Here is a 20931-nt window from a genome sequence, read left to right as displayed (position 1 = left end):
AATTTCAGAGCTTAACTTTCAGCTCAAGTTTTCCTGCACAGCGACGATAACCTTAACTGTAGCAACCAAGTTTTCATCCGAATGGAGTAGACATCATGAACGAGCAAAATCGATTGGAAAAGTTACGCAATCTTGGCGTTCGTCTGCACGAGCTGCAACTGGTGCAACCGGTTGCCGGCAAGTCTTACACCTCGGTTGCTCTGAACTATTTATTCAGCCGTCATGAGCTCACCCGCCCATCGGGCCAGTCGCTGGATGTCACCTTACGCTCTTTGGCGGAGGCCATCGTGCAAAAGCATCAATTGCGATTCAGCCGTTTTGATAGCGACGCCATCATCGACTACTTCTGCCGTTTGTACCGCGCCCACTAAGGCTAAGCTGCTTTGCTGCAACGCAGCAGATCACTGGACAGACTCCAGGCCTTCTTTTAAGCTGTTTGCTTTGCAGAAGAAGGCTTTGTCCATGAGTTTCATCACTTTCCTGCTCACTTTGCCAGCCATCGCCAGCTCATCGGCCGTCCTGCATTTACCCGAGCAGCCAGTGCCAGCGGATGCGCAGGCCATTTACAACCAACCTTTGGCGGAAACAGAGCACAGCAGCAGCTTTTTACTGACCATCAATGCTCCTGTGCCCAATCATTACCACCAACGTCATACCGAGCAAATCTATGTGCTGGCTGGCAGTGCCCGCATGCGGCTTGGCCATGAAGAGCTGGACATCCGGGCCGGTGATTACCTGCTGATCCCGCCGGGCACGGTGCATGGCGTGCTGGCGATTACCTCGCTCGAGCCACTCAAAGTCCTGTCCATTCAATCGCCGCGCTTTGATCCAAGCGATCGGGTGTTGGTGGACGACTGATGGACTCCATCACCCAGGCCGCCTTAGGGGCTGCGGTAGCGGTTGCGGTGGTTGGCAAGCAAGGCTCGGTCAAAAAAGCCGCCATCTGGGGCGCTGTGGTCGGCACCTTGCCCGATCTGGATGTTTTCTGGAATTACGGCGATGATTTAACCAATATGCTGCGCCATCGCGGCGAAACCCATGCCATCTTTTACCAAAGCCTGGCAGCCCCTCTGCTGGCGGCTCTGATTTGCTGGTGGCACCGACAAAGGGCATATTACGGCAGATGGCTGTTGGCCGTTTGGCTGGTACTGGTGACGCACAGTCTGCTCGATACCTTCACCACCTATGGCACCCAACTGGCGTTGCCGTTCAGCGACTACCCCTTTGCACTGGAAAGCATTTTTGTTATTGACCCGCTCTATACCTTGCCTTTGCTAGCCGGTGTGGCTTTGGCCTGGCGACGGCCTGTCACAGGCTTTCGTTTCAATCGCTGGGGACTTTGGCTGTCAACTGCGTACTTGGGCTGGAGCCTGTTGGCGCAGCAGTGGGTGCTGTGGCAATTGGAACAGCTGCATCCAGAGCTGGAATACCAAAGCCGACTGGTACAACCAACGGCTTTAAACACCTTGGTTTGGCGCATTGTGCTGGTGGATGAGCACGGCTATCGCGAAGGCTTTTATGCGCTGAATGATGGCCGCCGTCCCATAAAGTTTCGTAAGCACACCTTTCCTGCCAAAGCTCAGGCGCTCAAACAACTGCCGGAAGCACAGCAATTGCAACGCTTTAGTCATGGCATGGTTGGTTACTTTGAACGAGAGGAACTGCTTACCATGGCCGATTTACGGATGGGCATGCAGGGCAATTATGCCTTTGAATTCAGCTTGGCCTGCCACCACAACGGCAGCTTGCTGCCGGCAGAAGTGGTCCAGCTGGATAAGCCCTACCAAATGCTGGAAATGTGGACCTGGGCTTTCCGCCGCTTTTGGCTTGACACCCGACCGCTATCGCCACTGCAGGTGCGCTCTCAGCCGGGCTGCTAAATCGTAACGCTAAGCCAGCTCAACCCGATTGCGGCCATTGTGTTTGGCTTTGTAAAGCGCCTGATCGGCCCGCTCGATGTTTTCATCGCTCGACAGCTGCGTATCGACCCGAGCCAGACCTGCGCTGAAGGTGCAGGAAAAGCTCTGCTCTTGAGCGCTAAAGGGTATGGCCTGAAACGACTGCCGGATGTTGTTCAGAATGTCCGTGGCTTTTTGCAGCGAACAATCGGGTAACGCCAGCAAGAACTCCTCGCCCCCGTAACGGCCAATCACATCGGTTTTGCGCAGCTTTTGCTGCAGCAGATTGGCTAGGCTGCTGATCACCTGATCGCCAATCAGGTGTCCGTACTGATCGTTGACCTTCTTAAAGTGATCCAGGTCCAGCATCGCCACCACCAATTCCTGTTTGCTGCGCTTGGCTTTGGCAATTTCATCGCTCAGGCGATCTTTGACCGTAGCATGCTGCAACAAGCCGGTCAGGCTGTCGCGGGTCATCATTTCAGCCAGTTGCCTGGCGCGCTGCGCTCTAGCAAAGACTGTGACGGCCAGCGCCTGATCGGTAATGGGCTTGGAGATAAAATCATCACCGGCTTTCACCAGGGCATCAAGCTGGCGCTGGCTGTCGGTTTCAGAGGACAGGTAGATAATAGGGACACCGAGCCATTCATCTTTGAAGCGAATGATTTGCGCCAGTTCAGGACCGCTGCATTCCGGCATATTGACATCCAGCAAAATCACATCGGGCTGAAAGCCTTGCAAGCCTATCAGCATTTTGGCGGGATCATTCACCACCTTGGCTTCCATCCCGGCTTGCTCAATAATCAACTGGTAGTGCCGCGCCAGCATCACATCGTCATCCACAATCAATACCCGAAAGCGAGCTTGTTGCCGTTTGGTAAGCAAACGCTGAATACGCAGTTCAATCGCCGCTGCATTGACCGGCTTGATAAAGTAGCCAGCGGCACCAAGCCGCACCGCCGCCAGGGAATGTGCAAAGCTCTCTTTCTCGCCGACCACAAACAGCACCGTTGGATGCTGTTCATCCTTTTGCATGGTGTTGATTAAGGTCTTCAGCCCTTGTGGCACACGTTGCTGCGGCATATCCAGCATCAGCACATCCGGCTGACGCTCTAAAACGGCAGCACGCAAAAGCTCGAGTTGCTGCACACTCTGTACCTGGTGACCAAAGGGCTCAAGCGCCGAGTGCAATTGCTGCCCAAGCTGGCCATCTTTACTGAACACCAGGATCCGTGCTTTGCGGGTAAATTCATCATCGGAAGGCTGAAACAACGTCGAAGGCAGTTGCTGCTGTTGATGGCTGCTGTGGTTGCTGAGCTCTTGCACTCGCTCCAGAAATTGTTGCTTGCTGGTCAGATCAGGCCTGCGATCAATGTCGAGCCAGGCACCCAACTCCATTTCCAGTGCTTTCGCTTGCTGCCCAAGCTCGGGCAAACCAAAGGTGCCAGCAGAGCCAGCCAGGGTATGAAAGCGCAGCTTCAGTGCCTGGGCAATGCTTTGCCAACCGCTGTTGTCAGCTTCGAGCAACTGCCCCGCTTCGGCCATGACGTCTGACCAGCCTTGTTGCAGCTGAGCGAGATAGCTGGCGCGCAGTTGCTCCAATTGCTGCTGAATATCGTCTCGCTTTGCCGACATGCACTACCACCACCAAACTAGTTACTACCAGTAAAAGTAGCGAATTTTCGAAATAAAAGCCATGAAAACCACAGGTTCACAGGTAAATTTGGTAAGAAATACCACAACATAGAAAATCAAAAAAAAACCACAAAGCGGCTTGCACAATTTCATTACATCCGTATAATGCGCTGCAACTTTAACCACTGCGGAGACCCATCGTGGGCGAACAACCTGGTAGTAGGCGTTGGTCTGTCGATTGTCAGTCAACACACGAAATGTTTTAACGCTTCGCAGCACGGTCTATCGCACTGTTCTGCAAGCGCAGAATAGTGATGTCTCTGGTACTTCTTGTCACACTGGTTTCATTTCTGTTCATTATCATCGATATCTAGCACAGTGCTCACGCTCTGTGTCCAGCGCGGTTTTACGCCTGAATTGGCATGCCCGTCGGTATAGAAAAATCGATGCATTTCTTGTGCTGAGCTGACAACGTCAGACGGCTACATACAATCTGTTTTCTCATGCTGGCAACCGCTTCCACTGAAGAGGATAAGGCACCTGCTTGCTCATCAAGCAGTGTTTCTTATTGCAGGGAGAATCATCATGAATGCACAAGACTTAATTTTCAGCCTGCGCACCGCTTTGCTGAGCAAAGACAAAGAGGATATGGCGCACCTGACCCGGCGCTGCCACCCGGCCGATATCGGCGCGGTACTCAGCAGTTTTACCGTCGAGCAGATTGCGCAGCTTCTTAGCCTGACACCGGTCGAAGAGCGTGCTCAGTTGTTCGGTTATCTGCCCAAAGAGCTGGAGGCCGACATCGTGCCCAGCCTGGATAAAAAGGCTCTGGGTGAGCTGTTCCTGCACATGGCTTCGGACGAGCGTGCTGACTTGTTCAACCTGCTGCCTGAAGAACAGCAAGGCCGTTTGCTGCCGGTGCTGGCCAAAGCCGAGCGTGAGGATATCCGTAAGCTGGCGGCCTACGAAGAAGATAAAGTGGGCTCAGTGATGAGCTCGGAATACGCCCTGGTGGATGCCAAGCGCACCGCCAAAGAAGGCATTGCCCAGCTGCGTAAAGCGGCACCGGACACCGAAACCATCTACCAGGCTTATGTGGTGGACTCCGAGCGTCGCTTGGTTGGCACTGTGTCACTAAAAGATCTGATTATGGCCAACGAGGACGCCATCATCGGTGACTTTATGACCCGGGATCCGGTCTATGTGAAGGCGGATGCGCCACGGGAAGTGGCTTCGCAACTGATCGCCAAATACGATTTAATTGCACTGCCGGTCACCAATGGCGGCGACAAGCTGGTGGGCATTGTGACCTACGACGATGCGATGGACGTAGCCGCCGAAGAAGCCACCACCGATTTTCGCAAAGTCGGTGCGGTCAGTGAAATTGTCGGCAACATCAAGGACGCTTCCATCAACTTGTTGTACCGCAAGCGGGTGTTCTGGCTGGTGCTGCTGGTATTTGGCAACATCTTCTCGGGTGCAGGGATCGCTTACTTTGAAGACACCATCGAAGCCTACATTGCGCTGGTGTTCTTCCTGCCCTTGCTGGTGGACAGTGGCGGTAATGCCGGCTCTCAGGCCGCAACCCTGATGGTTCGAGCCATGGCAACCGGCGAAGTGATGATCAAAGACTGGGCCAAAATGCTGGGCAAAGAGTTTATCGTTGCCGGCTTACTGGGTTTAACCATGGCACTGGCCGTTTCCACCCTCGGTTTCTGGCGTGGTGGCCCGGAGATTGCGCTGGTTGTTGCTTTGACCATGCAAATTGTGGTGGTGGTAGGTAGTGTGATTGGTATGTCGCTGCCGTTTTTGCTAAGCCGCTTCAAGCTGGACCCGGCAGCTGCCAGTGCACCTTTGATTACCTCCATTGCTGATGCCTGTGGTGTGATCATTTACTTTGCCATGGCTACCTGGATTCTGGATATCCCGGTCGGCTGATTGTCATAAAACAGAGACACGCTCGTTGTACACTGCCGGGCCGGTCCCCAACCCCGGCCTGGCAGTGGTTCTCCGGGCTTCCGTTATCGGATGCTCCTTCACTCACTCAGCCGCGGATGGCTCAGCTACAAGGAGAACACCATGCTTGCAATTCAAAACATCCAACTGATCCCACTGCTCGACAGCCTGATTAGCCTGATCGCAGCCTTTGTGCTGGGCTCACTAATTGGACTGGAGCGACAATATCGTCAGCGAACCGCTGGCCTGCGGACCAATGCGCTGGTTGCTGTTGGCGCTGCCATTTTTGTCGACATTGCTTTTAACCTCAATGGCGCACAAAGTGCGGCCCATGTAATTGCCTATGTGGTATCCGGTGTTGGCTTTTTGGGTGCTGGCGTCATTATGCGCGAACAGGGCAATATTCGTGGCATCAATACCGCTGCAACCCTTTGGGGCTCTGCCGCCATTGGTGCCTGCGCTGGTGCCAGCATGTTGCCGCAGGCGGTTTTGGGCACTCTGTTTGTGCTCGCGGCCAATACCTTACTGCGCCCTATTGTTAACCAGATCAACCGGCAGCCTATTGACGTGGAGTCGACCGAGGTTACCTACATTTTGCATGTGATTGCCGATAAGCAACAGCAAAAGCATGCAATGGATGTGGTCGAGCTGGTGCTGGAGGCTGCTCAATTGCCCGCACGAGGCATGGAAGTCACGCCTTTTGGCAATGAGGATGTCGAAGTGGAAGCCATGCTGGCCGCCATTTCCATCGATGGTGAAGAGTTGGATCGCATCAGCAGAAAGCTGCTGAATAAACCCTTTATCACTCAGGCGTACTGGAGCACCAGTACGTCTGAATAACCACAGGAGAAGCGTCATGACCACCCTGACTTCATCCTTGAAAAAAGTTGCCGTCTCCCACGATAACGCCGCCTTGCAGCAGTTGATTGCTCAGCTGCCGTTGGCAGAGCTGGTAGATGCTATTTGCACCCTGACCATTTGGCAGCAACGCGCTATCCTGACGTTGTTATCGCTGCCACAACGCGCTTTGGTATTCAAAGCCATTCCTGCCAGCCGTCGGTACGATATTGCCCGCAGCATGGATTGCAGTGCACTGGCTGCGTTACTCAGCACTATGGATAGCCAACAACGTGCCAGCATGCAGCGTTTATTGCCGCGCAAGCAGCGCGATCGATTGGCGCAGCAGTCTATCTAGTTTTCATCCAGAAACGGGCTCCTGCCCTTATTCTGGAACGACAAATGAAAATTGCGATTTCCATTTGTCTCACATTCTCAATGCGTTACCACGCATTAAAAATGGCAGCGCATCCGTGCGCTGCGCTAGTGCCCGCCTTTCTGGACGGGCACTATCTAGGTACTGCAAGGGCTGCGGGTGGTTGTGCTGGGAAATATCAGCTTTTTATCAATTCAGTAAAAAGTCCTGGCAGCTATACTCTATTGCAAAGGAAGCTTGAGTACCGCCTAGATGAAATATTTTTTGCACTGCTTGCTTTGTGGTTGGTTGCTGCTGGTCTGGCCGTTAGAAGCCGAGCGTCTTGTGCTGGCCAGCAGCAACTATCACCCGCATTATGCCGATGACTTGCCGCAGCAGGGCGTGGTTACTGAAATTGTCCGGCAAGCTTTTGCTTTGCAAGGCATCGATGTCGAGGTGGTCTTTATGCCTTTTGGTCGGGCCTTGTACGAAACCCAACAAGGCAATTTCACCGGCTTAATTGCGGCCTGGTACGATGAAGAGCGGGTGGAGCACTTCTTGTATTCCCAGCCGATGTACGCCAATCAAATTGTGCTCTTTAAACGCCGCTCGATGCCGCTCAGCTTTCGCAACTACCAGCAGCTGGCGGAAAAGCGTTTACGGCTGGGGGTGGTCCAAGGGTATGCGCAACCAGAAGGCTTGCTGCGAGCCCGGCTGAATACCATTGCCGTTGCCAGTGATGAGCAGGTTTTTCGGATGCTGGCGCTCGGCAGAGTCGACCTGGTGCCGGCCGACAAGCACAACGGACTGTATTTGTTGCGTCACCAGCTACCAGAGTATGCCAGCCAGCTTGAGTACATTGAACCCGCACTGGAGCAACGGCCGATGTATCTGGTGCTGTCAAAGCAAGACCCGCGCTCAGAACAGCTGATGGAGCGTTTTAATCGCGGCCTGCTGGAATTGCAGGCCAGCAATCAATACCGGGCCATCATCCGAAGCTTGTTACCGGCTACAGGCGAACACTAAGGCCATCGGTCAGCGCTTTGCGGTAAGCCAACCAGGACGGGATGCAGCCCAACAACACTGCGAGCCCAAGCACCAGCCCCATCAATTGCAGGCTGCTTTCACGCACCGGGTTCAAACCAATAAACAAACCGTAACGACTGGCCAGCAGATCCTGCCCAAACCAAAGCCCGACCATCAGCACTGCCAGCGCCAGCAATAAGGACACCAGCGTAATCAACATCACCTCCAGCTGCACCAGCCAAAACAAGGTACGCGGATGCGCCCCAACCGCCCGCAAAATAGCAATTTCCCGTTGGCGCTCTTTCATCGAGGCCAACAAGGTGGTCGTCATGCCCACCAAGCCCGCCAACAGCACCAATAGAGTGATCACCAGCAACAGTCGCTCCACCATGCTCAGCATTTGCCAAAGCTCGGCCAGAGCCACCCCCGGTAAAATGGCCGTTAACGGCTCACCACGGAACTCATTGATTTGCCGCTGCACCAAAAATGTGGCGGCGCGGGAGTTTAACCCCACCATAAAGGCAGTTATGGCGCCCGGCGTTAAATCCATCTCCAGCGCTTGCTCGGCACTGACGCGCCGGCCTGGCATCGGAGCGCCCTGCTGCCAGTCAATGTGAATGGCTTCAATGCCTTCCAGACTAACATGCACACTCTGATCAACCGGCGTGCCGGTTGGCGCCAGAATCCCCACTACGGTAAAAGGTTTGTCTTTGTGCTCACTAAAGCTGACCTGGCCAATGCCATGCGCCAGCACAATCTCCTGCCCTAGTTGATAGCCCAATCTGGCTGCTACTTCAGAGCCGAGCACCGTGTCGTAGACCTCTTCAAACACCCGGCCCTGGGCCAGCTGCAACTGCTGCTGGCCAGCGTAGCGGTAATACTGAAAATAGTCCTGATTGGTGCCCACCACCCGATACCCCCGATGCGAGTCACCCAATGAAATGGGAATGGTCCAGGCAATTTGTGGGTGGCTTTGAATGCGCTGGTATGTCTCCCAGCTGATGTTGGCCGTGGCATTGCCAATCCGGAAAATCGAATAAAGCAATAAATTCAGCTGGCCAGAGCGAGCTCCTACGATCAAATCTGTGCCCGAAACCGTGCTGGTGAAGCTGTTCTTGGCTTCATGACGCAAATGATCGATACCCAGCAACAGGCTGATGCTGATGATCAACGACAGCACTGTCATCGCAACGGTACCGCGGCGATTCCATAAACTTAAACGTGCCAGTTTCATCAGCATGGCTGTACCCCCTGCTCCAGTTGATCCATCAGCAAGTGCCAGTTGAAGTAGCCTTGCAGCGCCTGATCATGGCTGACAAAAATCACCGTGGTACCACTTTCATCGGCTTCGGCCAGCATCAATTTCATAAAAGCATCGCGGTTGTCGGCATCCAGCGCCGAAGTGGGCTCATCGGCAATCAGCAGCGCGGGTCGCAGCAACAAAGCCCGGGCGATGGCAACCCGTTGCTGCTGGCCAACACTCAGGCTACTGGCTTTTTGACCATGCAAGGCCGCATCCAATCCCAGATGCTCCAGCAACAAGGCCGCACGCGCTTGGAGGCCAGGCACTTTTTCATTGGCAAAGCGGGCAATCAGCAGCACATTATCCAACACCGACAAGTAAGGGATCAGATTCAGTTGCTGGAAAACCACCCCAATCTGCCGCGCACGGAGCGTATCACGCTTGGATGGCGACAATCGGTGCATCGCGGTTTGTTGCAGCCACAACTCGCCTTCATCCGGTGTGGTAATGCCACTTAACAAGTTTAGCAAGGTGGTTTTGCCCGAACCCGAGGCACCGCGAATAAACAAATGCTGTCCGGCTTCCAGCTGCAACTGAGCCAGAGCTAGCTGCCAGCCTTGCTTGCCTGGCCAGCGAAAGCGCAGATTTTTGAGCTCAATGACATATTTTTTCGGCTTGTCGGTCACCTCTGCAGCACCCTTCATGGTAAGATGTGTGGGACGTTTATACCAAAGATCAGGAGTAAGCTCCAATGATGCGTGTTCTGTCTATAGCAATCCTGTTGCTGTCTGTCGCATTTACTTCCGCCCAGTTGCAGGCTGATGAGGTGCGCACCCTGGAATGGACCGATCTGATGCCCGAAGATGATCTGGCTCTGTTGGAGAGCCTGCCCGACATTGAGCATGACTACAGCCAGCCCTCGCCTTTTGACGATGCCTCGGACGATCCCTACGCCAGCTTATGGCAACAAGTTCTAACCTCAACCCGGGTGCGGGATGAGTTCAACAATCAGCGGATCCGCCTGCCCGGTTTTATTGTGCCGCTGGAGTTTGACCAAAACCAGAATGTCACCAGCTTCTTTTTAGTGCCTTACTTCGGTGCCTGCATTCATGTACCGCCACCGCCACCAAACCAGATTGTCTACGTCACCAATGCCCGTGGTTTAACGGCCGACATGATGTACACCCCGTTTTGGATCACCGGCACCCTGACCACGGATTCAATGAGTCATGATCTGGCATTTGCGGCCTACAGTCTGGAAGCCGATCACATCGAAGAGTACAGCTGGTAAGTTATTCCAGAAAAAAAGCGCCGACCGGCGCTTTTTTTATATGGGATTGTCCAGGTTGAATACAACCCAACTTTAGAAGCGAATACGGCCTTCACGTAAGGTAGCCGTTCCCATGCCCTGACGGTCATTAACGACCCACTGCACCTGCACCCGCTCAAGTGCAGGCATCAATTGAATCAGCGACAAATCCAAATACTGCAACCGGGCCGGATTATGACACAGCAGGGTAAAGTTGGCGTAAAAATCACCATGATTCTGATGGCCTGGCCGGGTTAAATCGGTACTGGAATCGGCCTGTTCAACCTGACAGCCGGTATCCCGGTTCAGCTCGAACCAACGGCCAGTGGCCAGCATACTCAAAGCAGACTGAACTTCCCGCTGCTGCTCATCGGTTGAAGGCGCGTGTTCAAAGCCAACAATGTTGTAGGCGGCGGTTTGCAGCGCAACAATGGCCTCATTGCCTTCCAACACAAAAGTCAGTAAGGCTTCGCCATGCACATGGGCGCCAAGCTGGGTAAACTCATCGTCGTGATAATGATCGTGATCATGGCTGTGCTGATGGTCGTGCTCGTGTTGATGGTCATGTTGATGAGCCTGCTGATGTTCATGCTCATGCTGAGGTTCAGCGTAAGGAGCCGCCTCATGCTGATGCGAATGGCTGTGATCATGAGCCAAAGCCTGAGCGCCAAGCGCCAAGCTGCTTGCCAAAGCGGTTGCCAATAAAGTGGTTGACGTCGTCATGGCCAGAATCCTTTGTTGATGTTGTCAATTTGTATCATACGCTGCTATCAGGCCGTTGCAAAGTACTCGGCCGTGTTGACCTAGCCACGGCGCTTGCTAAAGTGTTTTTCTTGCAGCTCCTGCCGCTCTTTGGCATCCAGGCACAACTCGGCGGTTGGCCGGGCCAGCAAACGTTTGAGCCCTATCGGTTGGCCCGTCTCGTTGCAAAAGCCATAGTCTTTACTGGCAATGCGATCCAGCGCCTGTTCAATTTTGCGCAGCAAAAAATACTCCCGCTCAACCAGCCGCAGGCTTTGGCGGTTTTCTTCTTCAATCAGCGCCCGGTCCAACTCGTCCGGCTCTGTTTCTCTGCTGCCTAACTGCTGCTTACTTTGCTCTATTCGCTGTTGCAGCGTTTGCCGCTGTTCGCGCAGTAGCTGCTCAAAGTAATGCAGCTGGGCCGCATTCATGTAGTCTTGCTTTGGCATCGCCAGTAATTGCTGTTCGGTTAGCATGGCACCCTCCACCAATGAGTAACAATATAACATAACATTAAGTACAGCTTAGTCGCCAACAGATTTTGCATGATCGCAATGCCATAACAGTACGTAACCTCCAATACGATGATTACCGGACAACCGCCATGCCCCGTCTTGTAGTGTTACTGGGTGACCAGCTCAGCCCTGCCGTTGCCAGCCTGAGAGCGGTCGAACCGGACGATGTGATTATGCTGGCCGAAGTGCAGCAAGAAGCCAGCTATGTGCAGCACCACAGCCATAAACTGGTGCTGATTTTTAGCGCCATGCGCCATTTCGCCCAAACCTTACAACAGCTTGGACACCAGGTGCTCTACCTCAAATTTGGTGAAGCCCCCGAAATCGCCAGTCTGACCGACGCTGTTGCTTACGCGCTCAAGCAACACCCTGAGCTAACCGAGCTGCTGATTACCGAGTGCGGTGAATACCGGTTGGAGCAAGAAATCGCCTGCTGGCAACAGCAGTTTGACCGGCCGGTGCAACAACTGACCGACGATCGCTTTTTGTGCACGCGCGAGCAATTTGCCCACTGGGCTAAGGATCGGCAGCAATTTCGGATGGAATATTTTTACCGTGAAATGCGGCGCTTTACCCGCTTGCTGATGACCGATCAACAACAGCCTGAAGGGGGGAAGTGGAATTACGACAAAGCCAACCGCAAGGCCTGCCCACCGGATCTTGAACAGGTGCCACCACTGCAGTTTGAACCCGATGCCATCACTCAGGACGTCATTGCACTGGTTGCTGAGAAGTTTCCAAGCAACATGGGCGATGCCCACCAATTCCGGCTTGCCGTCACTGGCAAAGAGGCCCGGCAAGCCTTTTTGCACTTTGTTGAAAAGCAGCTGGCTCAGTTTGGTGACTATCAGGACGCCATGCTGCTGGATCAGCCCTTTTTATTTCACAGCATCTGCTCTTTTTACCTGAATATTGGCTTGCTGGATGTGCGCTGGATGTGCCTGAAAGTCGAGCAGGCATACAAAGATGGCCAGGTGCCTCTGAACGCCGCCGAAGGCTTTATTCGTCAGTTGATTGGCTGGCGTGAATTTGTCCGCGGCCTGTATTGGCTGCTGATGCCGGAGTACCAGCAGCGCAATACGCTTGGCGCCAGCCGCCCTTTGCCACACTTTTACTGGAATGGCGATACGCAGATGCGCTGCATGCAGCAAGCACTGAAAAGCACCATCGACCATGCCTACTCGCATCATATTCATCGGCTGATGGTGACCGGCAATTTTGCCTTGCTGGCAGGATTGGCGCCAGATGAAGTGACCGACTGGTATCTGGCAGTTTATGCCGATGCCTTTGAATGGGTCGAGCTACCCAATACTCTGGGCATGGCCCTGTTTGCCGATGACGGCGTGCTGGCATCAAAGCCCTATGCCGCCAGTGGCAAGTACATCAAGCGGATGAGCAATTACTGCCAGCACTGCCCCTATCAGGTTGACAAGGCACACGGCGACAAAGCCTGTCCTTTTAACAGCCTGTATTGGGACTTTTTGGCGAGAAATGAAACGAAGCTGGGTGGCAACGCCCGTTTGCAACTGGCCTATCGACAATGGCACAACAAAAGTGAACAAGAGCAAGATGCCATTCTCAGCCGGGCCAGGCAGGTGTTGAGTCAACTGGATAGCTTGTGAGGCAATTGGTCTGGTTCAAGCGCGATCTTCGTTGCGAGGATCACATGGCTCTATCAGCAGCGGCTCAACAAGGTCCGCTGCTGCCGGTCTACATCATTGAACCCGATTACTGGCAACAACCCGATACATCACTGCGCCATTGGCACTTTATTCAAAAGTGTCTGATCAACTTGAATGACAAGCTGACTGCGCTGGGTCAACCTTTATTGATTGAAACAGGAGCTGCTAGCCGGGTCTTGCTTCGATTGTGTCAGCAACACGGTATCACAGCAGTCCACAGCCATGAAGAAACCGGCAACCTTTGGACCTATCAACGCGACCTGGCCGTTGGGCATGCCTTAAAAAAGCATGGGATAGCATGGCATCAGTACCGTCAGTTTGGTGTATTCCGTGGTTTGCACAATCGAGACTTGTGGCAAAAAGAAAGCGACGCCTGGCTGAGTCAGCCACAGGCAAAGCCGCCGGTAGCCTTATCGCCGCTGCATCAGCCTGAGCACTGGAGTTGGCCCAAGCTTAGCCGCATGCGTGATCTGCCTGCATGCACTCAAAGCTTTCCAGGACCATCAGCATCCTTGGTTTCTTCTTTTTTTAGTGAGCGCCATCGTCACTATCTGCATGGGATTGGCCGCCCTGCCGAAGCCTTTGAGTTCAGCTCTCGGTTAAGTCCCTACCTGGCCTACGGTCAACTTGGCTTGCGATCGCTGATCCAGCAAACACAGCTGGCCCGAGGGAAGCTGACAAACGCACGCGCATTGCAAGCCTTTATCTCGCGCCTGCGCTGGCATTGTCATTTTATCCAAAAGCTTGAGGACGAACCGGAACTTGAGTTTCAGGCCATGCATCCGGGTTTTTTGGGCTTTCGGGACAGCACCTTTGATCAACATCGCTACCTGAGTTGGTGTCAAGGCACCACCGGATACCCACTGATCGATGCTTGTATGCGTGCTTTGCTGGCAACCGGCTGGCTCCATTTCAGGGGACGGGCAATGCTGGTTTCTTTTGCCAGTTATTATCTCGGACTGCCCTGGCGCCCGCTGGCTTTGCATCTTGCAAAGTGCTTTATTGATTACGAGCCTGGTATTCATTACCCACAAATTCAGATGCAAGCCGGTGTCACTGGTATCAATGTCAACCGGATGTACAATCCGGTCAAACAAAGCCAGGAGCGCGATCCCAAAGGGCAGTTCATCCGGCGCTGGGTACCGGAGCTTCGCCGGGTACCAACCAGCTGGATCCATACGCCCTGGCTAATGCCGGTTAGCATGCAGCAGCAGTTGGGGTGTCAGCTTGATACCCATTATCCAGCACCCGTGATTCTGCCAGACATGGCTATTGCTGAGGGAAGAAAGGCGTTGAAAAACTGGCTGCAGCAACAGGATCCAAGCCTTTGGGCATCTCAGAAAGCCTGTGTATTGCAGCGCCATGCCAGCCGCAGAAGCGCTGGTAAGCGACCGAAAAGACGAGCAAATAGTCAACTGGCTTTGCCGGGGTTGGACTAATTTGAGTCGGACGAGAGACCAAGAACATCCGTTTCATTTTCAAGCCATAGGATGGTTTGACCAATGATCGTCATCACCTGACTTAAAAACTCTGCATCGATCCGCTGCCATTGATCATTCGGGCTATGATAATCCGTGAACGGCATCCCACCAAAAAACAGATAAGGGATGCCGGCCCGGTGAAAATACGCGTGATCGCTGCTATTTCGCCAATCATACAGCGGCTGTAGTGAGCCTGCTTGCAATGGCCCTCTGTCCGTTAAAAAGACAAGCCGCAACTGGCCCTGATGCTGCTGTAAGTGTGTTCTTAACCCTGGCACGCGTCTGGCACCCGTAATAAATAACTGCCCACGCGGCTCTGAGCGAGCCAGCATATCCAGGTTGATGTTGAGCACTATCTGTTCCAGAGCAACGGGTGGCTGACGAACAAAAGCAGCACTGCCATGCAAACCATTTTCTTCGGCATCCGTTGCCAGCAGGATGTAATGATAAGCGCGACAAGGGGCATCGAGTTGTTTCAACTGTCGGATTAACGCCAACATTGCGGCCACGCCGGAAGCATTGTCATTGGCCCCCGGGTAAATACGACGACCACGCTTGCCCAAATGATCGTAATGGGCGCTAATAACGATATAACCCGGTGCGTCAGGACAGCCAGGCAACCAACCTTGGAGGTTGACCCCTTCCTTGGTATGCCGTCCTTGCCGGTAGCGAAATGGAGCTGCATAGGAGTCCTGCCATGAAGCGACATCCAATTCTGCAAAGCGTTGCTTTAACCAGTCGCGCGTTAAGGCAGCGCCCTCGGTACCGGTTTCCCTGCCTTGCTTTGCTTCGGAGGAAAGCTGCTGAATATCCAGCAATACCTGTTCCAGAACTTCATTTGCAACAGAATGTGAGGCAAAGAGTGCATAAAGGCACAGCCAGCCTCCCCCAAGCAGCACAAGATGCTTAGATGGCTTCTTCATCTTCCTCGCCGGTGCGGATCCGGATCACCCGGCCAACATCCAGCACAAAGATTTTGCCGTCACCAATCCGGCCGGTATGCGCAGTTTTGGTAATGGCTTCAAGACAACGCTCCACCTGATCGTCGCTGACGACAATCTCCAGCTTCACTTTCGGCAGAAAGTCCACCATGTATTCGGCACCCCGGTACAACTCGGTATGCCCTTTTTGACGACCAAAGCCTTTGACTTCTGTTACCGTCATACCAGTGATGTTAATTTCGGCCAAGGCTTCCCGAACATCATCCAGTTTAAAAGGCTTGATAATTGCTTCAATTTTTTTCATGCACACGACCACCTGAACCCAGACTAACTCTATGATAGCATTATCTCAAAGCGATTGGGTATAAGCAGGAAACCATGATGACACCAGAACAAATTATCGCCGAAATGCGCGTCCAACCAAGTATCGAGCCAGCTCAGGAAGTCCGGCGGCGGGTCGACTTTATTAAAGCTCAGCTGCAACAATCCGGTTTGACCACACTGGTGCTTGGTATTAGTGGTGGTGTGGACTCCACCACCTGCGGCCGTTTGGCCCAGCTGGCCATCAATGAACTCAACGAGGCCGAAGCAGGCCGCTATCAATTTGTGGCCGTCCGCTTACCCTACGCCAATCAGGCCGATGAAACCGAGGCTCAACTGGCGATCGACTTTATCCAGCCAAACAAAGCACTCAGCATTAATGTTCAACCGGGCGCCGATGCCATTCATCAGGCGACATCCGCAGCTTTAGCCGCCACCGGATTAAATGTCGATGACGCCCATCGGGTCGATTTTAGCAAAGGCAATGTTAAAGCCCGGACGCGGATGGTGATTCAATATCACTTGGCAGGACTGCTGGGTGGTCTGGTGCTGGGTACCGATCATTCGGCTGAAAACATTACTGGCTTTTACACCAAGTGGGGCGATGGTGCCTGCGATTTGGCTCCCTTGTTTGGTTTAAGTAAACGACAGGTTCGCGCAGTTGCGGCCTGGCTTGGGGCTCCCGCACAGCTGGTGGATAAAGTGCCCACCGCGGATCTGGAGTGCTTGCAGCCACAAAAAGCCGATGAAGCAGCGCTGGGGTTGAGCTACGACACCATCGATGACTTTTTAGAGGGAAAAACCGTTTCAGCAGCAGAGCAACAGCAGTTAGTCCAGATTTACCTAAAGACACAGCACAAGCGCCAGCCAATCCCAACAATTTACGACCAGGATTTTTTATCACAATAAATTGACATTAAAAGCCTTCCAGCCCATAATTTAGCATTATTGTGAACAATATAATGAATTATGCGTCAGACTGGTTGGACTTTAGTTGAGATGATGGTGGCTTTGACCCTGGTCACCCTTTTTTCGACCGTTGGCGTCCCATCCTGGAATAACTTTGTTAGCCAACAGCGGGCAGAAAGCTACATGAAGCAGTTGAGCCAACAGTTAACCTACGCCAGAGTGCTTGCCAGCGGACAAGCGACTCAGGTTCGAGTTTGTCCTATCGATGGCAGCGATTGCAGCAGCAACTGGTCTGCCCATCCATTGCAAATCAGCTTGTGGCAGTCGCATGAGTGGCGGCCAGTGCGGGAGCTGCCGCCAGTGCATCCGTCGCATCATCTCAGTTATCACCGTGACCAGCTCAGTTTTCGCCGTGATGGCAGTCTGGGTCCACTGGAAAATGGCAGCTTTCGCTATTGTCCGGAAGCTGGCCGCTCCTGGCACTACAGCCTGACCATGAATCAAGCCGGACGCAGTCGCTTGCAGCACCACAATCACCCTTGCCCCTCTTAAAATTGTTCGTACCCTAACGCCAACATTGCTCTGGATATGACACCACAGTGTTGCGCTGTCCAAGGTGGTTCACACTAAAAGCTGCACAGGCAGTATCTTGACTCTGCAACCCCTGGGCATCCGCCTGCAGCAGAAAGCCCATCCCCTCCGCCAGCACTTGCACACTAAGTTGATAGCGTCCGGAAGGGGTGAGGCTCTCGTTCAAGCCAAGATCGGCCAAGGAGTCGCTGTAACGCCGTTGCTCACTGAAATAAAGTTCTTGACGTGAGGCCAGTGCCAATAAGGCTTCTGTCGCTTCGACACGGTGACTCCGCAATACAAACTGCACATAGGACGGGTACGCAATGCTAGCTAGCACAGCCATTATGACCACAGCCAGACACAGTTCGATCAAGGTGATGCCTCGGTTTGTATGCATTACCAGACTCCTTGCTCCAGCCAAAAATGAGCCAGTGGCCGGTACTTTGGCCAGGCTGTGTCTGAAATGGTCTCAGTGCAATCCAGACAATCCGGCAAAATTTGTTGCAGCTCCGGTTGTAACAACCAAAACTGTTCGGCCTGGTGCAGCCATAGCTCAAACACCTCGCCCTGCGGCTTTAAATGCCATTGCAAGGGAGCCGGCTCTGGCAGAGTCAGCTGTTGGGAGGAAGCCGTGCTGTGACCTGAATGCATATGAATGAAATGCACCACCAAATCCAACGGAGGCTCAGGACAATCATCAAAGCTGGATGTTGTAACAACAGGCAGGTGCAAAATCCCACCATAGAGTTCCGGCAACTGCATGGCTCTACCGGCCAAAGGCAGCCACCAGCCAGCAGCTAGCTGAAGCTCTAACCACTGGGCTGCGATAATCGCATCGTCAGCGGCTAGGGTGTCATCATCCAGATAGGGCCGCAAATCACTGAAATACCAGGGCGACGGCTGCTGGTGGAATAGCCGCACTGCCAGCAATTGCTCGGCTTGTTGGTCTGGATTATAAGCAAGCAAGATGAGCTGCTCAAAATGGCGCTGCCCGGAAACCGCTGTGACCGGCAATACCGTTCGAACCACGGTGTGTTGGGAGCTAAACAACCAGCCGCTGTCGCTCAAATCTGCCACTACGACCGCAGCCGGTAAGGGCACACCATGCTGAGACTCGCGTTTTATCACCCCCTGAGCTGAAATGCTATAGTCTGTCTCAACAACGGCCGGCTCAAAACAGTCAAGCGGAGCTTGCAACCAGATGCTGAGAAGTACCATCTTAATCATCGGACTTTACCTTCGACTGCAGTTGAATTTGCATCACAAGACTGGCTGCCTGACTGTCTAGCCAATGTTCTTGTGCTTTCGAGCTCACCTTAAGATAGCGCTGACAGACCAGCTGCTCAGCCTGCCAGGCGGCATAAAGTGGCGGACAAGCCACCTCAGCAACCAAAGGTGTCAGCTCTACAGCGACTTGCTGTTGCAGATGCTGTTGCCAGGCTTGTTGCCGTACCTGAAGAGCTTGCTGGCCTGCATCCGCAATTCGAAGACTGAGCTGACTGCTTTGCAATAGAGCCAGCACCAAAAGCACCATCACCGTGGCCAATAATAAGGTGGTGATCAGTGCAAACCCCTTGGATGATTTCATGCGTTATCCTCCATTAAGCTGCAATGCGACATTGTGAAAATACTGGGTTCCTTGCAGCGCCAGCCGACGATAGTGATCGCCGGGCGCCTGAAAGCCATACTGCCCCATCGGGTACCATTGTTCATTGACGAACTGTCGGTCGGGCTCCATCGAACGCAACAACACGTAGTAGCTGATTGCCACAATGCGGCTTTCTTGCTGCAACCACTGTGCTCCATCCATCTGGTGCAGTGGTAAAAAATAATTGGCTCGTCCATCCAGGGTGCTGTCGATACCGAATTCGAAGTACAAGATTTCAACCCCATCCATCACAGAATCGGTATGCATTCTTGGCTGTCCGGCATGATTTCGAATCAAGCGTCTGCGCATTAAAACCGGGATGTCGCCTTGTAGCTGCACGTAAAACAATTGATGCTGGTAAGGCCAAAACTCCGCTTCAGGAGCATCGCTCGCCATTGAGCTGTCAACGATGGCCAAACTGTCGGCTTTAATTTGTAAATAATATCGGTTGGGGGCTAGCTCAGAATAGTGGTGCGGCTGTGCCAGCAGACGCTTCCATTGCAAAATGGCAGAATCCGGCTTGATCGCTCCCAGACAGGACACTCCACCCTGATTGCCCAACTCGGAATAAAGTGGAATGAAGGGACGTCCAGGCTCGGGAAAGCTCCCGCTTTGCTCGCTGCCAATGGCACATTCGGACACCACCATCGCCTCTGGTGCCGAAGCCTGGCGCATTGCGTCCAGTGAAAAACCAGCCCAAAAGCCAAGCTGATGCAACTCGGCCTGAAGTAAGTTCAACAGCAACTGCCCTTGTTGCTGCAGCATCGCCAGCTGCATGGTTTCACGGCTCATTTGCACCTGTCTGCTGCTGGTGGTCAGCAGTACCGCAAGCAAGCTTAACGCCAAAACCGAGGCGATCATGATCTCCACCAGGCTCAGACCTTGTTGTCGGGAGATGGCCACTCTCATAGCGTCACCTGCAGTTGCAATGCCACCTTAGGACCACTTTGACCACAAGGGTTTTGCGATAAGGACTCTGACAGCAAGGAGCGACTGTGCCAATACAACACCAACTCTGCAGAACTGTCATCGAGCAGCTCGCAGTAGCCTCCCTGAGCCAGGGCATTGGGGCCAAGCCACCACTGTTGGTGCCATTGTTGGTGGAGCCAGTTGGCAATGGTCTCGGAAGGGCAAGGGAGACTAGCGGAGCATTCGGGAAATGGCGACAACTCGGCATGACTGGCTCCGGCGGCCTGCATTCGATTGAGCCAGTCCTCGGCCATAGCAACCGCCTGAGTTCGTTGCAGCGCTTCTGTCACCATTTGACGTGCATGCAGCTGGCCAGCCAAAGCACCCAAAACGGATACTTTGAGCAGCAATACCGCCAGCAACACTTCGAGTAAACTGATTCCTTGTTGTAACCGCATGTCCTTATGCTCAATAGTTAACCAAAGTTAACTATAAAATTACAACAAAAAACCAAAAGATCAATATTGTCAGGTTGTTTTTTTTACCAACAACGCTGAACCGTCGCTGGATCCGTGCCGCCTGCAGCACCTCGTTGCCCGGCTTGGTTCAATGTCAAAGTACCACACTCATCTGTAGCCTGTGGCCCTTGTGGGATGGCTGACAACCGATAAGTTCGGGCAGCCTGATCGGTTAATGTGAAAGAGTAGCGGGCAGCAGTGTCCGTTCTGCATTGCAGGGTTGGTAGTGTCGCCCCTTCATAGGTTAAGTTGGTGGTAAAGTGCCGCTCCATTACATGCGCCATTTCATACAAACAACCTGAAGCAGCTGTTCGATTGGAGCGCTCCACGTGGGCTTGATATGCCGGATAAGCAATGGCTCCTAAGATCCCAATGATCGCAACGGCGATCATCAACTCAATCAAAGTCACACCCCGTTGCTGGAACAAAGTCAT

General features: G+C 53.3%; 25 protein-coding genes. 12 read left to right on the top strand and 13 right to left on the bottom strand.

The genetic code is table 11. From position 1 onward, the window contains the following. The first annotated feature begins 95 nt into the window (after positions 1 to 95). The 3 genes from Q3O59_RS12185 (at position 96) to Q3O59_RS12175 (ending at position 1880) form a co-directional block, all read left to right on the top strand. Positions 96 to 371, top strand: a complete 276-nt coding sequence (locus tag Q3O59_RS12185; RefSeq protein WP_228592520.1) for a Rossmann-fold NAD(P)-binding domain-containing protein — start codon at positions 96 to 98, stop codon at positions 369 to 371. A 91-nt stretch (positions 372 to 462) separates the two neighbouring features. Continuing rightward, entirely contained in the window at positions 463 to 858 is a 396-nt protein-coding gene (locus Q3O59_RS12180) for a cupin domain-containing protein (RefSeq protein WP_305945838.1), read from the top strand. Further along, a complete protein-coding gene (locus Q3O59_RS12175) occupies positions 858 to 1880 on the top strand; it encodes a metal-dependent hydrolase (protein ID WP_305945837.1) in 1023 nt (340 codons plus the stop codon). Before Q3O59_RS12180 ends, Q3O59_RS12175 begins: the two co-directional genes overlap by 1 nt. A gap of 9 nt (positions 1881 to 1889) precedes the next feature. Here Q3O59_RS12175 and Q3O59_RS12170 read toward each other — a convergent pair whose 3' ends face one another. Continuing rightward, complete coding sequence (locus Q3O59_RS12170; protein WP_305945836.1) at positions 1890 to 3533, bottom strand: diguanylate cyclase; 1644 nt, start codon at positions 3531 to 3533, stop codon at positions 1890 to 1892. Positions 3534 to 4118: 585 nt separating this feature from the next. Between Q3O59_RS12170 and mgtE the strand changes: the two genes are divergently transcribed. The 4 genes from mgtE (at position 4119) to Q3O59_RS12150 (ending at position 7707) form a co-directional block, all read left to right on the top strand. Then, on the top strand, positions 4119 to 5471 hold the full coding sequence (gene mgtE / locus Q3O59_RS12165) for a magnesium transporter (RefSeq protein WP_305945835.1): 1353 nt from the start codon (positions 4119 to 4121) through the stop codon (positions 5469 to 5471). A gap of 141 nt (positions 5472 to 5612) precedes the next feature. Further along, entirely contained in the window at positions 5613 to 6329 is a 717-nt protein-coding gene (locus tag Q3O59_RS12160) for an MgtC/SapB family protein (protein WP_305945834.1), read from the top strand. A gap of 16 nt (positions 6330 to 6345) precedes the next feature. After that, positions 6346 to 6684: a magnesium transporter MgtE N-terminal domain-containing protein gene (locus Q3O59_RS12155; protein WP_305945833.1), complete on the top strand. Its 339-nt coding sequence runs from the start codon at positions 6346 to 6348 to the stop codon at positions 6682 to 6684. A 270-nt stretch (positions 6685 to 6954) separates the two neighbouring features. After that, complete coding sequence (locus Q3O59_RS12150) at positions 6955 to 7707, top strand: substrate-binding periplasmic protein (protein ID WP_305945832.1); 753 nt, start codon at positions 6955 to 6957, stop codon at positions 7705 to 7707. Here the strand turns inward: Q3O59_RS12150 and Q3O59_RS12145 are convergent. Further along, the gene (locus Q3O59_RS12145) at positions 7691 to 8947 is read right to left on the bottom strand and encodes an ABC transporter permease (protein ID WP_305945831.1); all 1257 of its coding nucleotides are present in this window, start codon (positions 8945 to 8947) and stop codon (positions 7691 to 7693) included. The genes Q3O59_RS12150 and Q3O59_RS12145 overlap by 17 nt on opposite strands. Further along, positions 8941 to 9654, bottom strand: coding sequence for an ATP-binding cassette domain-containing protein (locus Q3O59_RS12140; protein ID WP_305945830.1), 714 nt, complete (start codon positions 9652 to 9654; stop codon positions 8941 to 8943). Before Q3O59_RS12140 ends, Q3O59_RS12145 begins: the two co-directional genes overlap by 7 nt. 47 nt (positions 9655 to 9701) lie before the next feature. On the opposite strand from Q3O59_RS12140, the gene Q3O59_RS12135 reads away from it, so the two are divergent. Beyond that, the gene (locus Q3O59_RS12135; RefSeq protein ID WP_305945829.1) at positions 9702 to 10241 is read left to right on the top strand and encodes a DUF3299 domain-containing protein; all 540 of its coding nucleotides are present in this window, start codon (positions 9702 to 9704) and stop codon (positions 10239 to 10241) included. Between the two features lie 72 nt (positions 10242 to 10313). On the opposite strand, the gene Q3O59_RS12130 is transcribed toward Q3O59_RS12135, so the two are convergent. Both Q3O59_RS12130 and dksA read right to left on the bottom strand, forming a co-directional pair. Next, the gene (locus tag Q3O59_RS12130) at positions 10314 to 10982 is read right to left on the bottom strand and encodes a ZrgA family zinc uptake protein (RefSeq protein WP_305945828.1); all 669 of its coding nucleotides are present in this window, start codon (positions 10980 to 10982) and stop codon (positions 10314 to 10316) included. Positions 10983 to 11062: 80 nt separating this feature from the next. Then, positions 11063 to 11476 (bottom strand): RNA polymerase-binding protein DksA, encoded by a 414-nt coding sequence (gene dksA / locus Q3O59_RS12125; protein WP_305945827.1) that lies wholly within the window; start codon positions 11474 to 11476, stop codon positions 11063 to 11065. A gap of 128 nt (positions 11477 to 11604) precedes the next feature. On the opposite strand from dksA, the gene Q3O59_RS12120 reads away from it, so the two are divergent. Together Q3O59_RS12120 and Q3O59_RS12115 are read left to right on the top strand one after the other, a co-directional pair. Further along, positions 11605 to 13137 carry a cryptochrome/photolyase family protein gene (locus Q3O59_RS12120; protein WP_305945826.1) on the top strand — a complete coding sequence of 511 codons (1533 nt, stop codon included), beginning with the start codon at positions 11605 to 11607 and terminating at the stop codon, positions 13135 to 13137. Beyond that, positions 13134 to 14636 carry an FAD-binding domain-containing protein gene (locus Q3O59_RS12115; RefSeq protein ID WP_305945825.1) on the top strand — a complete coding sequence of 501 codons (1503 nt, stop codon included), beginning with the start codon at positions 13134 to 13136 and terminating at the stop codon, positions 14634 to 14636. The genes Q3O59_RS12120 and Q3O59_RS12115 overlap by 4 nt, the downstream gene beginning before the upstream one ends. Here Q3O59_RS12115 and Q3O59_RS12110 read toward each other — a convergent pair. Continuing rightward, the gene (locus tag Q3O59_RS12110) at positions 14633 to 15601 is read right to left on the bottom strand and encodes a M28 family peptidase (RefSeq protein ID WP_305945824.1); all 969 of its coding nucleotides are present in this window, start codon (positions 15599 to 15601) and stop codon (positions 14633 to 14635) included. The two genes, Q3O59_RS12115 and Q3O59_RS12110, sit on opposite strands and share 4 nt — an antisense overlap. After that, positions 15585 to 15923, bottom strand: coding sequence for a nitrogen regulatory protein P-II (glnB, locus tag Q3O59_RS12105; RefSeq protein WP_228593571.1), 339 nt, complete (start codon positions 15921 to 15923; stop codon positions 15585 to 15587). Before glnB ends, Q3O59_RS12110 begins: the two co-directional genes overlap by 17 nt. Positions 15924 to 16000: 77 nt before the next feature. Between glnB and nadE the strand changes: the two genes are divergently transcribed. Continuing rightward, positions 16001 to 16849 carry an NAD(+) synthase gene (gene nadE / locus Q3O59_RS12100; RefSeq protein ID WP_305945823.1) on the top strand — a complete coding sequence of 283 codons (849 nt, stop codon included), beginning with the start codon at positions 16001 to 16003 and terminating at the stop codon, positions 16847 to 16849. Between the two features lie 60 nt (positions 16850 to 16909). Beyond that, entirely contained in the window at positions 16910 to 17401 is a 492-nt protein-coding gene (locus Q3O59_RS12095) for a pilus assembly FimT family protein (protein ID WP_228593432.1), read from the top strand. Positions 17402 to 17414: 13 nt separating this feature from the next. On the opposite strand, the gene Q3O59_RS12090 is transcribed toward Q3O59_RS12095, so the two are convergent. The 6 genes from Q3O59_RS12090 to Q3O59_RS12065 form a co-directional block, all read right to left on the bottom strand. Next, a complete protein-coding gene (locus Q3O59_RS12090) occupies positions 17415 to 17819 on the bottom strand; it encodes a type IV pilin protein (RefSeq protein WP_228593434.1) in 405 nt (134 codons plus the stop codon). Then, entirely contained in the window at positions 17819 to 18649 is an 831-nt protein-coding gene (locus Q3O59_RS12085; protein WP_305945822.1) for a hypothetical protein, read from the bottom strand. The genes Q3O59_RS12090 and Q3O59_RS12085 overlap by 1 nt, the downstream gene beginning before the upstream one ends. After that, positions 18642 to 19010: a hypothetical protein gene (locus Q3O59_RS12080; protein ID WP_305945821.1), complete on the bottom strand. Its 369-nt coding sequence runs from the start codon at positions 19008 to 19010 to the stop codon at positions 18642 to 18644. The genes Q3O59_RS12085 and Q3O59_RS12080 overlap by 8 nt, the downstream gene beginning before the upstream one ends. Before the next feature lie 3 nt (positions 19011 to 19013). After that, positions 19014 to 19979, bottom strand: coding sequence for a PilW family protein (locus Q3O59_RS12075; RefSeq protein ID WP_305945820.1), 966 nt, complete (start codon positions 19977 to 19979; stop codon positions 19014 to 19016). After that, entirely contained in the window at positions 19976 to 20437 is a 462-nt protein-coding gene (locus tag Q3O59_RS12070) for a hypothetical protein (RefSeq protein ID WP_305945819.1), read from the bottom strand. The genes Q3O59_RS12075 and Q3O59_RS12070 overlap by 4 nt, the downstream gene beginning before the upstream one ends. Before the next feature lie 83 nt (positions 20438 to 20520). After that, complete coding sequence (locus Q3O59_RS12065; protein ID WP_305946018.1) at positions 20521 to 20931, bottom strand: type IV pilin protein; 411 nt, start codon at positions 20929 to 20931, stop codon at positions 20521 to 20523.

Origin of the sequence: Alkalimonas delamerensis, assembly GCF_030717955.1 — a bacterium.
Taxonomy (GTDB): Bacteria; Pseudomonadota; Gammaproteobacteria; order Enterobacterales; family Alteromonadaceae; genus Alkalimonas; species Alkalimonas delamerensis.
The sequence above is the reverse complement of the archived record's forward strand: the minus strand, read 5'-3'. Positions and strand labels throughout refer to the sequence as shown.

Excerpts from the sequence above, each read along its gene's own strand:
- Q3O59_RS12185 (WP_228592520.1), top strand. The coding sequence starts at position 96 with ATGAACGAGCAAAATCGATTGGAAAAGTTACGCAATCTTGGCGTTCGT.
- Q3O59_RS12180 (WP_305945838.1), top strand. The coding sequence starts at position 463 with ATGAGTTTCATCACTTTCCTGCTCACTTTGCCAGCCATCGCCAGCTCA.
- Q3O59_RS12175 (WP_305945837.1), top strand. The coding sequence starts at position 858 with ATGGACTCCATCACCCAGGCCGCCTTAGGGGCTGCGGTAGCGGTTGCG.
- Q3O59_RS12170 (WP_305945836.1), bottom strand. The coding sequence starts at position 3,533 with ATGTCGGCAAAGCGAGACGATATTCAGCAGCAATTGGAGCAACTGCGC.
- mgtE (WP_305945835.1), top strand. The coding sequence starts at position 4,119 with ATGAATGCACAAGACTTAATTTTCAGCCTGCGCACCGCTTTGCTGAGC.
- Q3O59_RS12160 (WP_305945834.1), top strand. The coding sequence starts at position 5,613 with ATGCTTGCAATTCAAAACATCCAACTGATCCCACTGCTCGACAGCCTG.
- Q3O59_RS12155 (WP_305945833.1), top strand. The coding sequence starts at position 6,346 with ATGACCACCCTGACTTCATCCTTGAAAAAAGTTGCCGTCTCCCACGAT.
- Q3O59_RS12150 (WP_305945832.1), top strand. The coding sequence starts at position 6,955 with ATGAAATATTTTTTGCACTGCTTGCTTTGTGGTTGGTTGCTGCTGGTC.
- Q3O59_RS12145 (WP_305945831.1), bottom strand. The coding sequence starts at position 8,947 with ATGCTGATGAAACTGGCACGTTTAAGTTTATGGAATCGCCGCGGTACC.
- Q3O59_RS12140 (WP_305945830.1), bottom strand. The coding sequence starts at position 9,654 with ATGAAGGGTGCTGCAGAGGTGACCGACAAGCCGAAAAAATATGTCATT.
- Q3O59_RS12135 (WP_305945829.1), top strand. The coding sequence starts at position 9,702 with ATGATGCGTGTTCTGTCTATAGCAATCCTGTTGCTGTCTGTCGCATTT.
- Q3O59_RS12130 (WP_305945828.1), bottom strand. The coding sequence starts at position 10,982 with ATGACGACGTCAACCACTTTATTGGCAACCGCTTTGGCAAGCAGCTTG.
- dksA (WP_305945827.1), bottom strand. The coding sequence starts at position 11,476 with ATGCTAACCGAACAGCAATTACTGGCGATGCCAAAGCAAGACTACATG.
- Q3O59_RS12120 (WP_305945826.1), top strand. The coding sequence starts at position 11,605 with ATGCCCCGTCTTGTAGTGTTACTGGGTGACCAGCTCAGCCCTGCCGTT.
- Q3O59_RS12110 (WP_305945824.1), bottom strand. The coding sequence starts at position 15,601 with ATGAAGAAGCCATCTAAGCATCTTGTGCTGCTTGGGGGAGGCTGGCTG.
- glnB (WP_228593571.1), bottom strand. The coding sequence starts at position 15,923 with ATGAAAAAAATTGAAGCAATTATCAAGCCTTTTAAACTGGATGATGTT.
- nadE (WP_305945823.1), top strand. The coding sequence starts at position 16,001 with ATGACACCAGAACAAATTATCGCCGAAATGCGCGTCCAACCAAGTATC.
- Q3O59_RS12095 (WP_228593432.1), top strand. The coding sequence starts at position 16,910 with ATGCGTCAGACTGGTTGGACTTTAGTTGAGATGATGGTGGCTTTGACC.
- Q3O59_RS12090 (WP_228593434.1), bottom strand. The coding sequence starts at position 17,819 with ATGCATACAAACCGAGGCATCACCTTGATCGAACTGTGTCTGGCTGTG.
- Q3O59_RS12085 (WP_305945822.1), bottom strand. The coding sequence starts at position 18,649 with ATGATTAAGATGGTACTTCTCAGCATCTGGTTGCAAGCTCCGCTTGAC.
- Q3O59_RS12080 (WP_305945821.1), bottom strand. The coding sequence starts at position 19,010 with ATGAAATCATCCAAGGGGTTTGCACTGATCACCACCTTATTATTGGCC.
- Q3O59_RS12075 (WP_305945820.1), bottom strand. The coding sequence starts at position 19,979 with ATGAGAGTGGCCATCTCCCGACAACAAGGTCTGAGCCTGGTGGAGATC.
- Q3O59_RS12070 (WP_305945819.1), bottom strand. The coding sequence starts at position 20,437 with ATGCGGTTACAACAAGGAATCAGTTTACTCGAAGTGTTGCTGGCGGTA.
- Q3O59_RS12065 (WP_305946018.1), bottom strand. The coding sequence starts at position 20,931 with ATGACTTTGTTCCAGCAACGGGGTGTGACTTTGATTGAGTTGATGATC.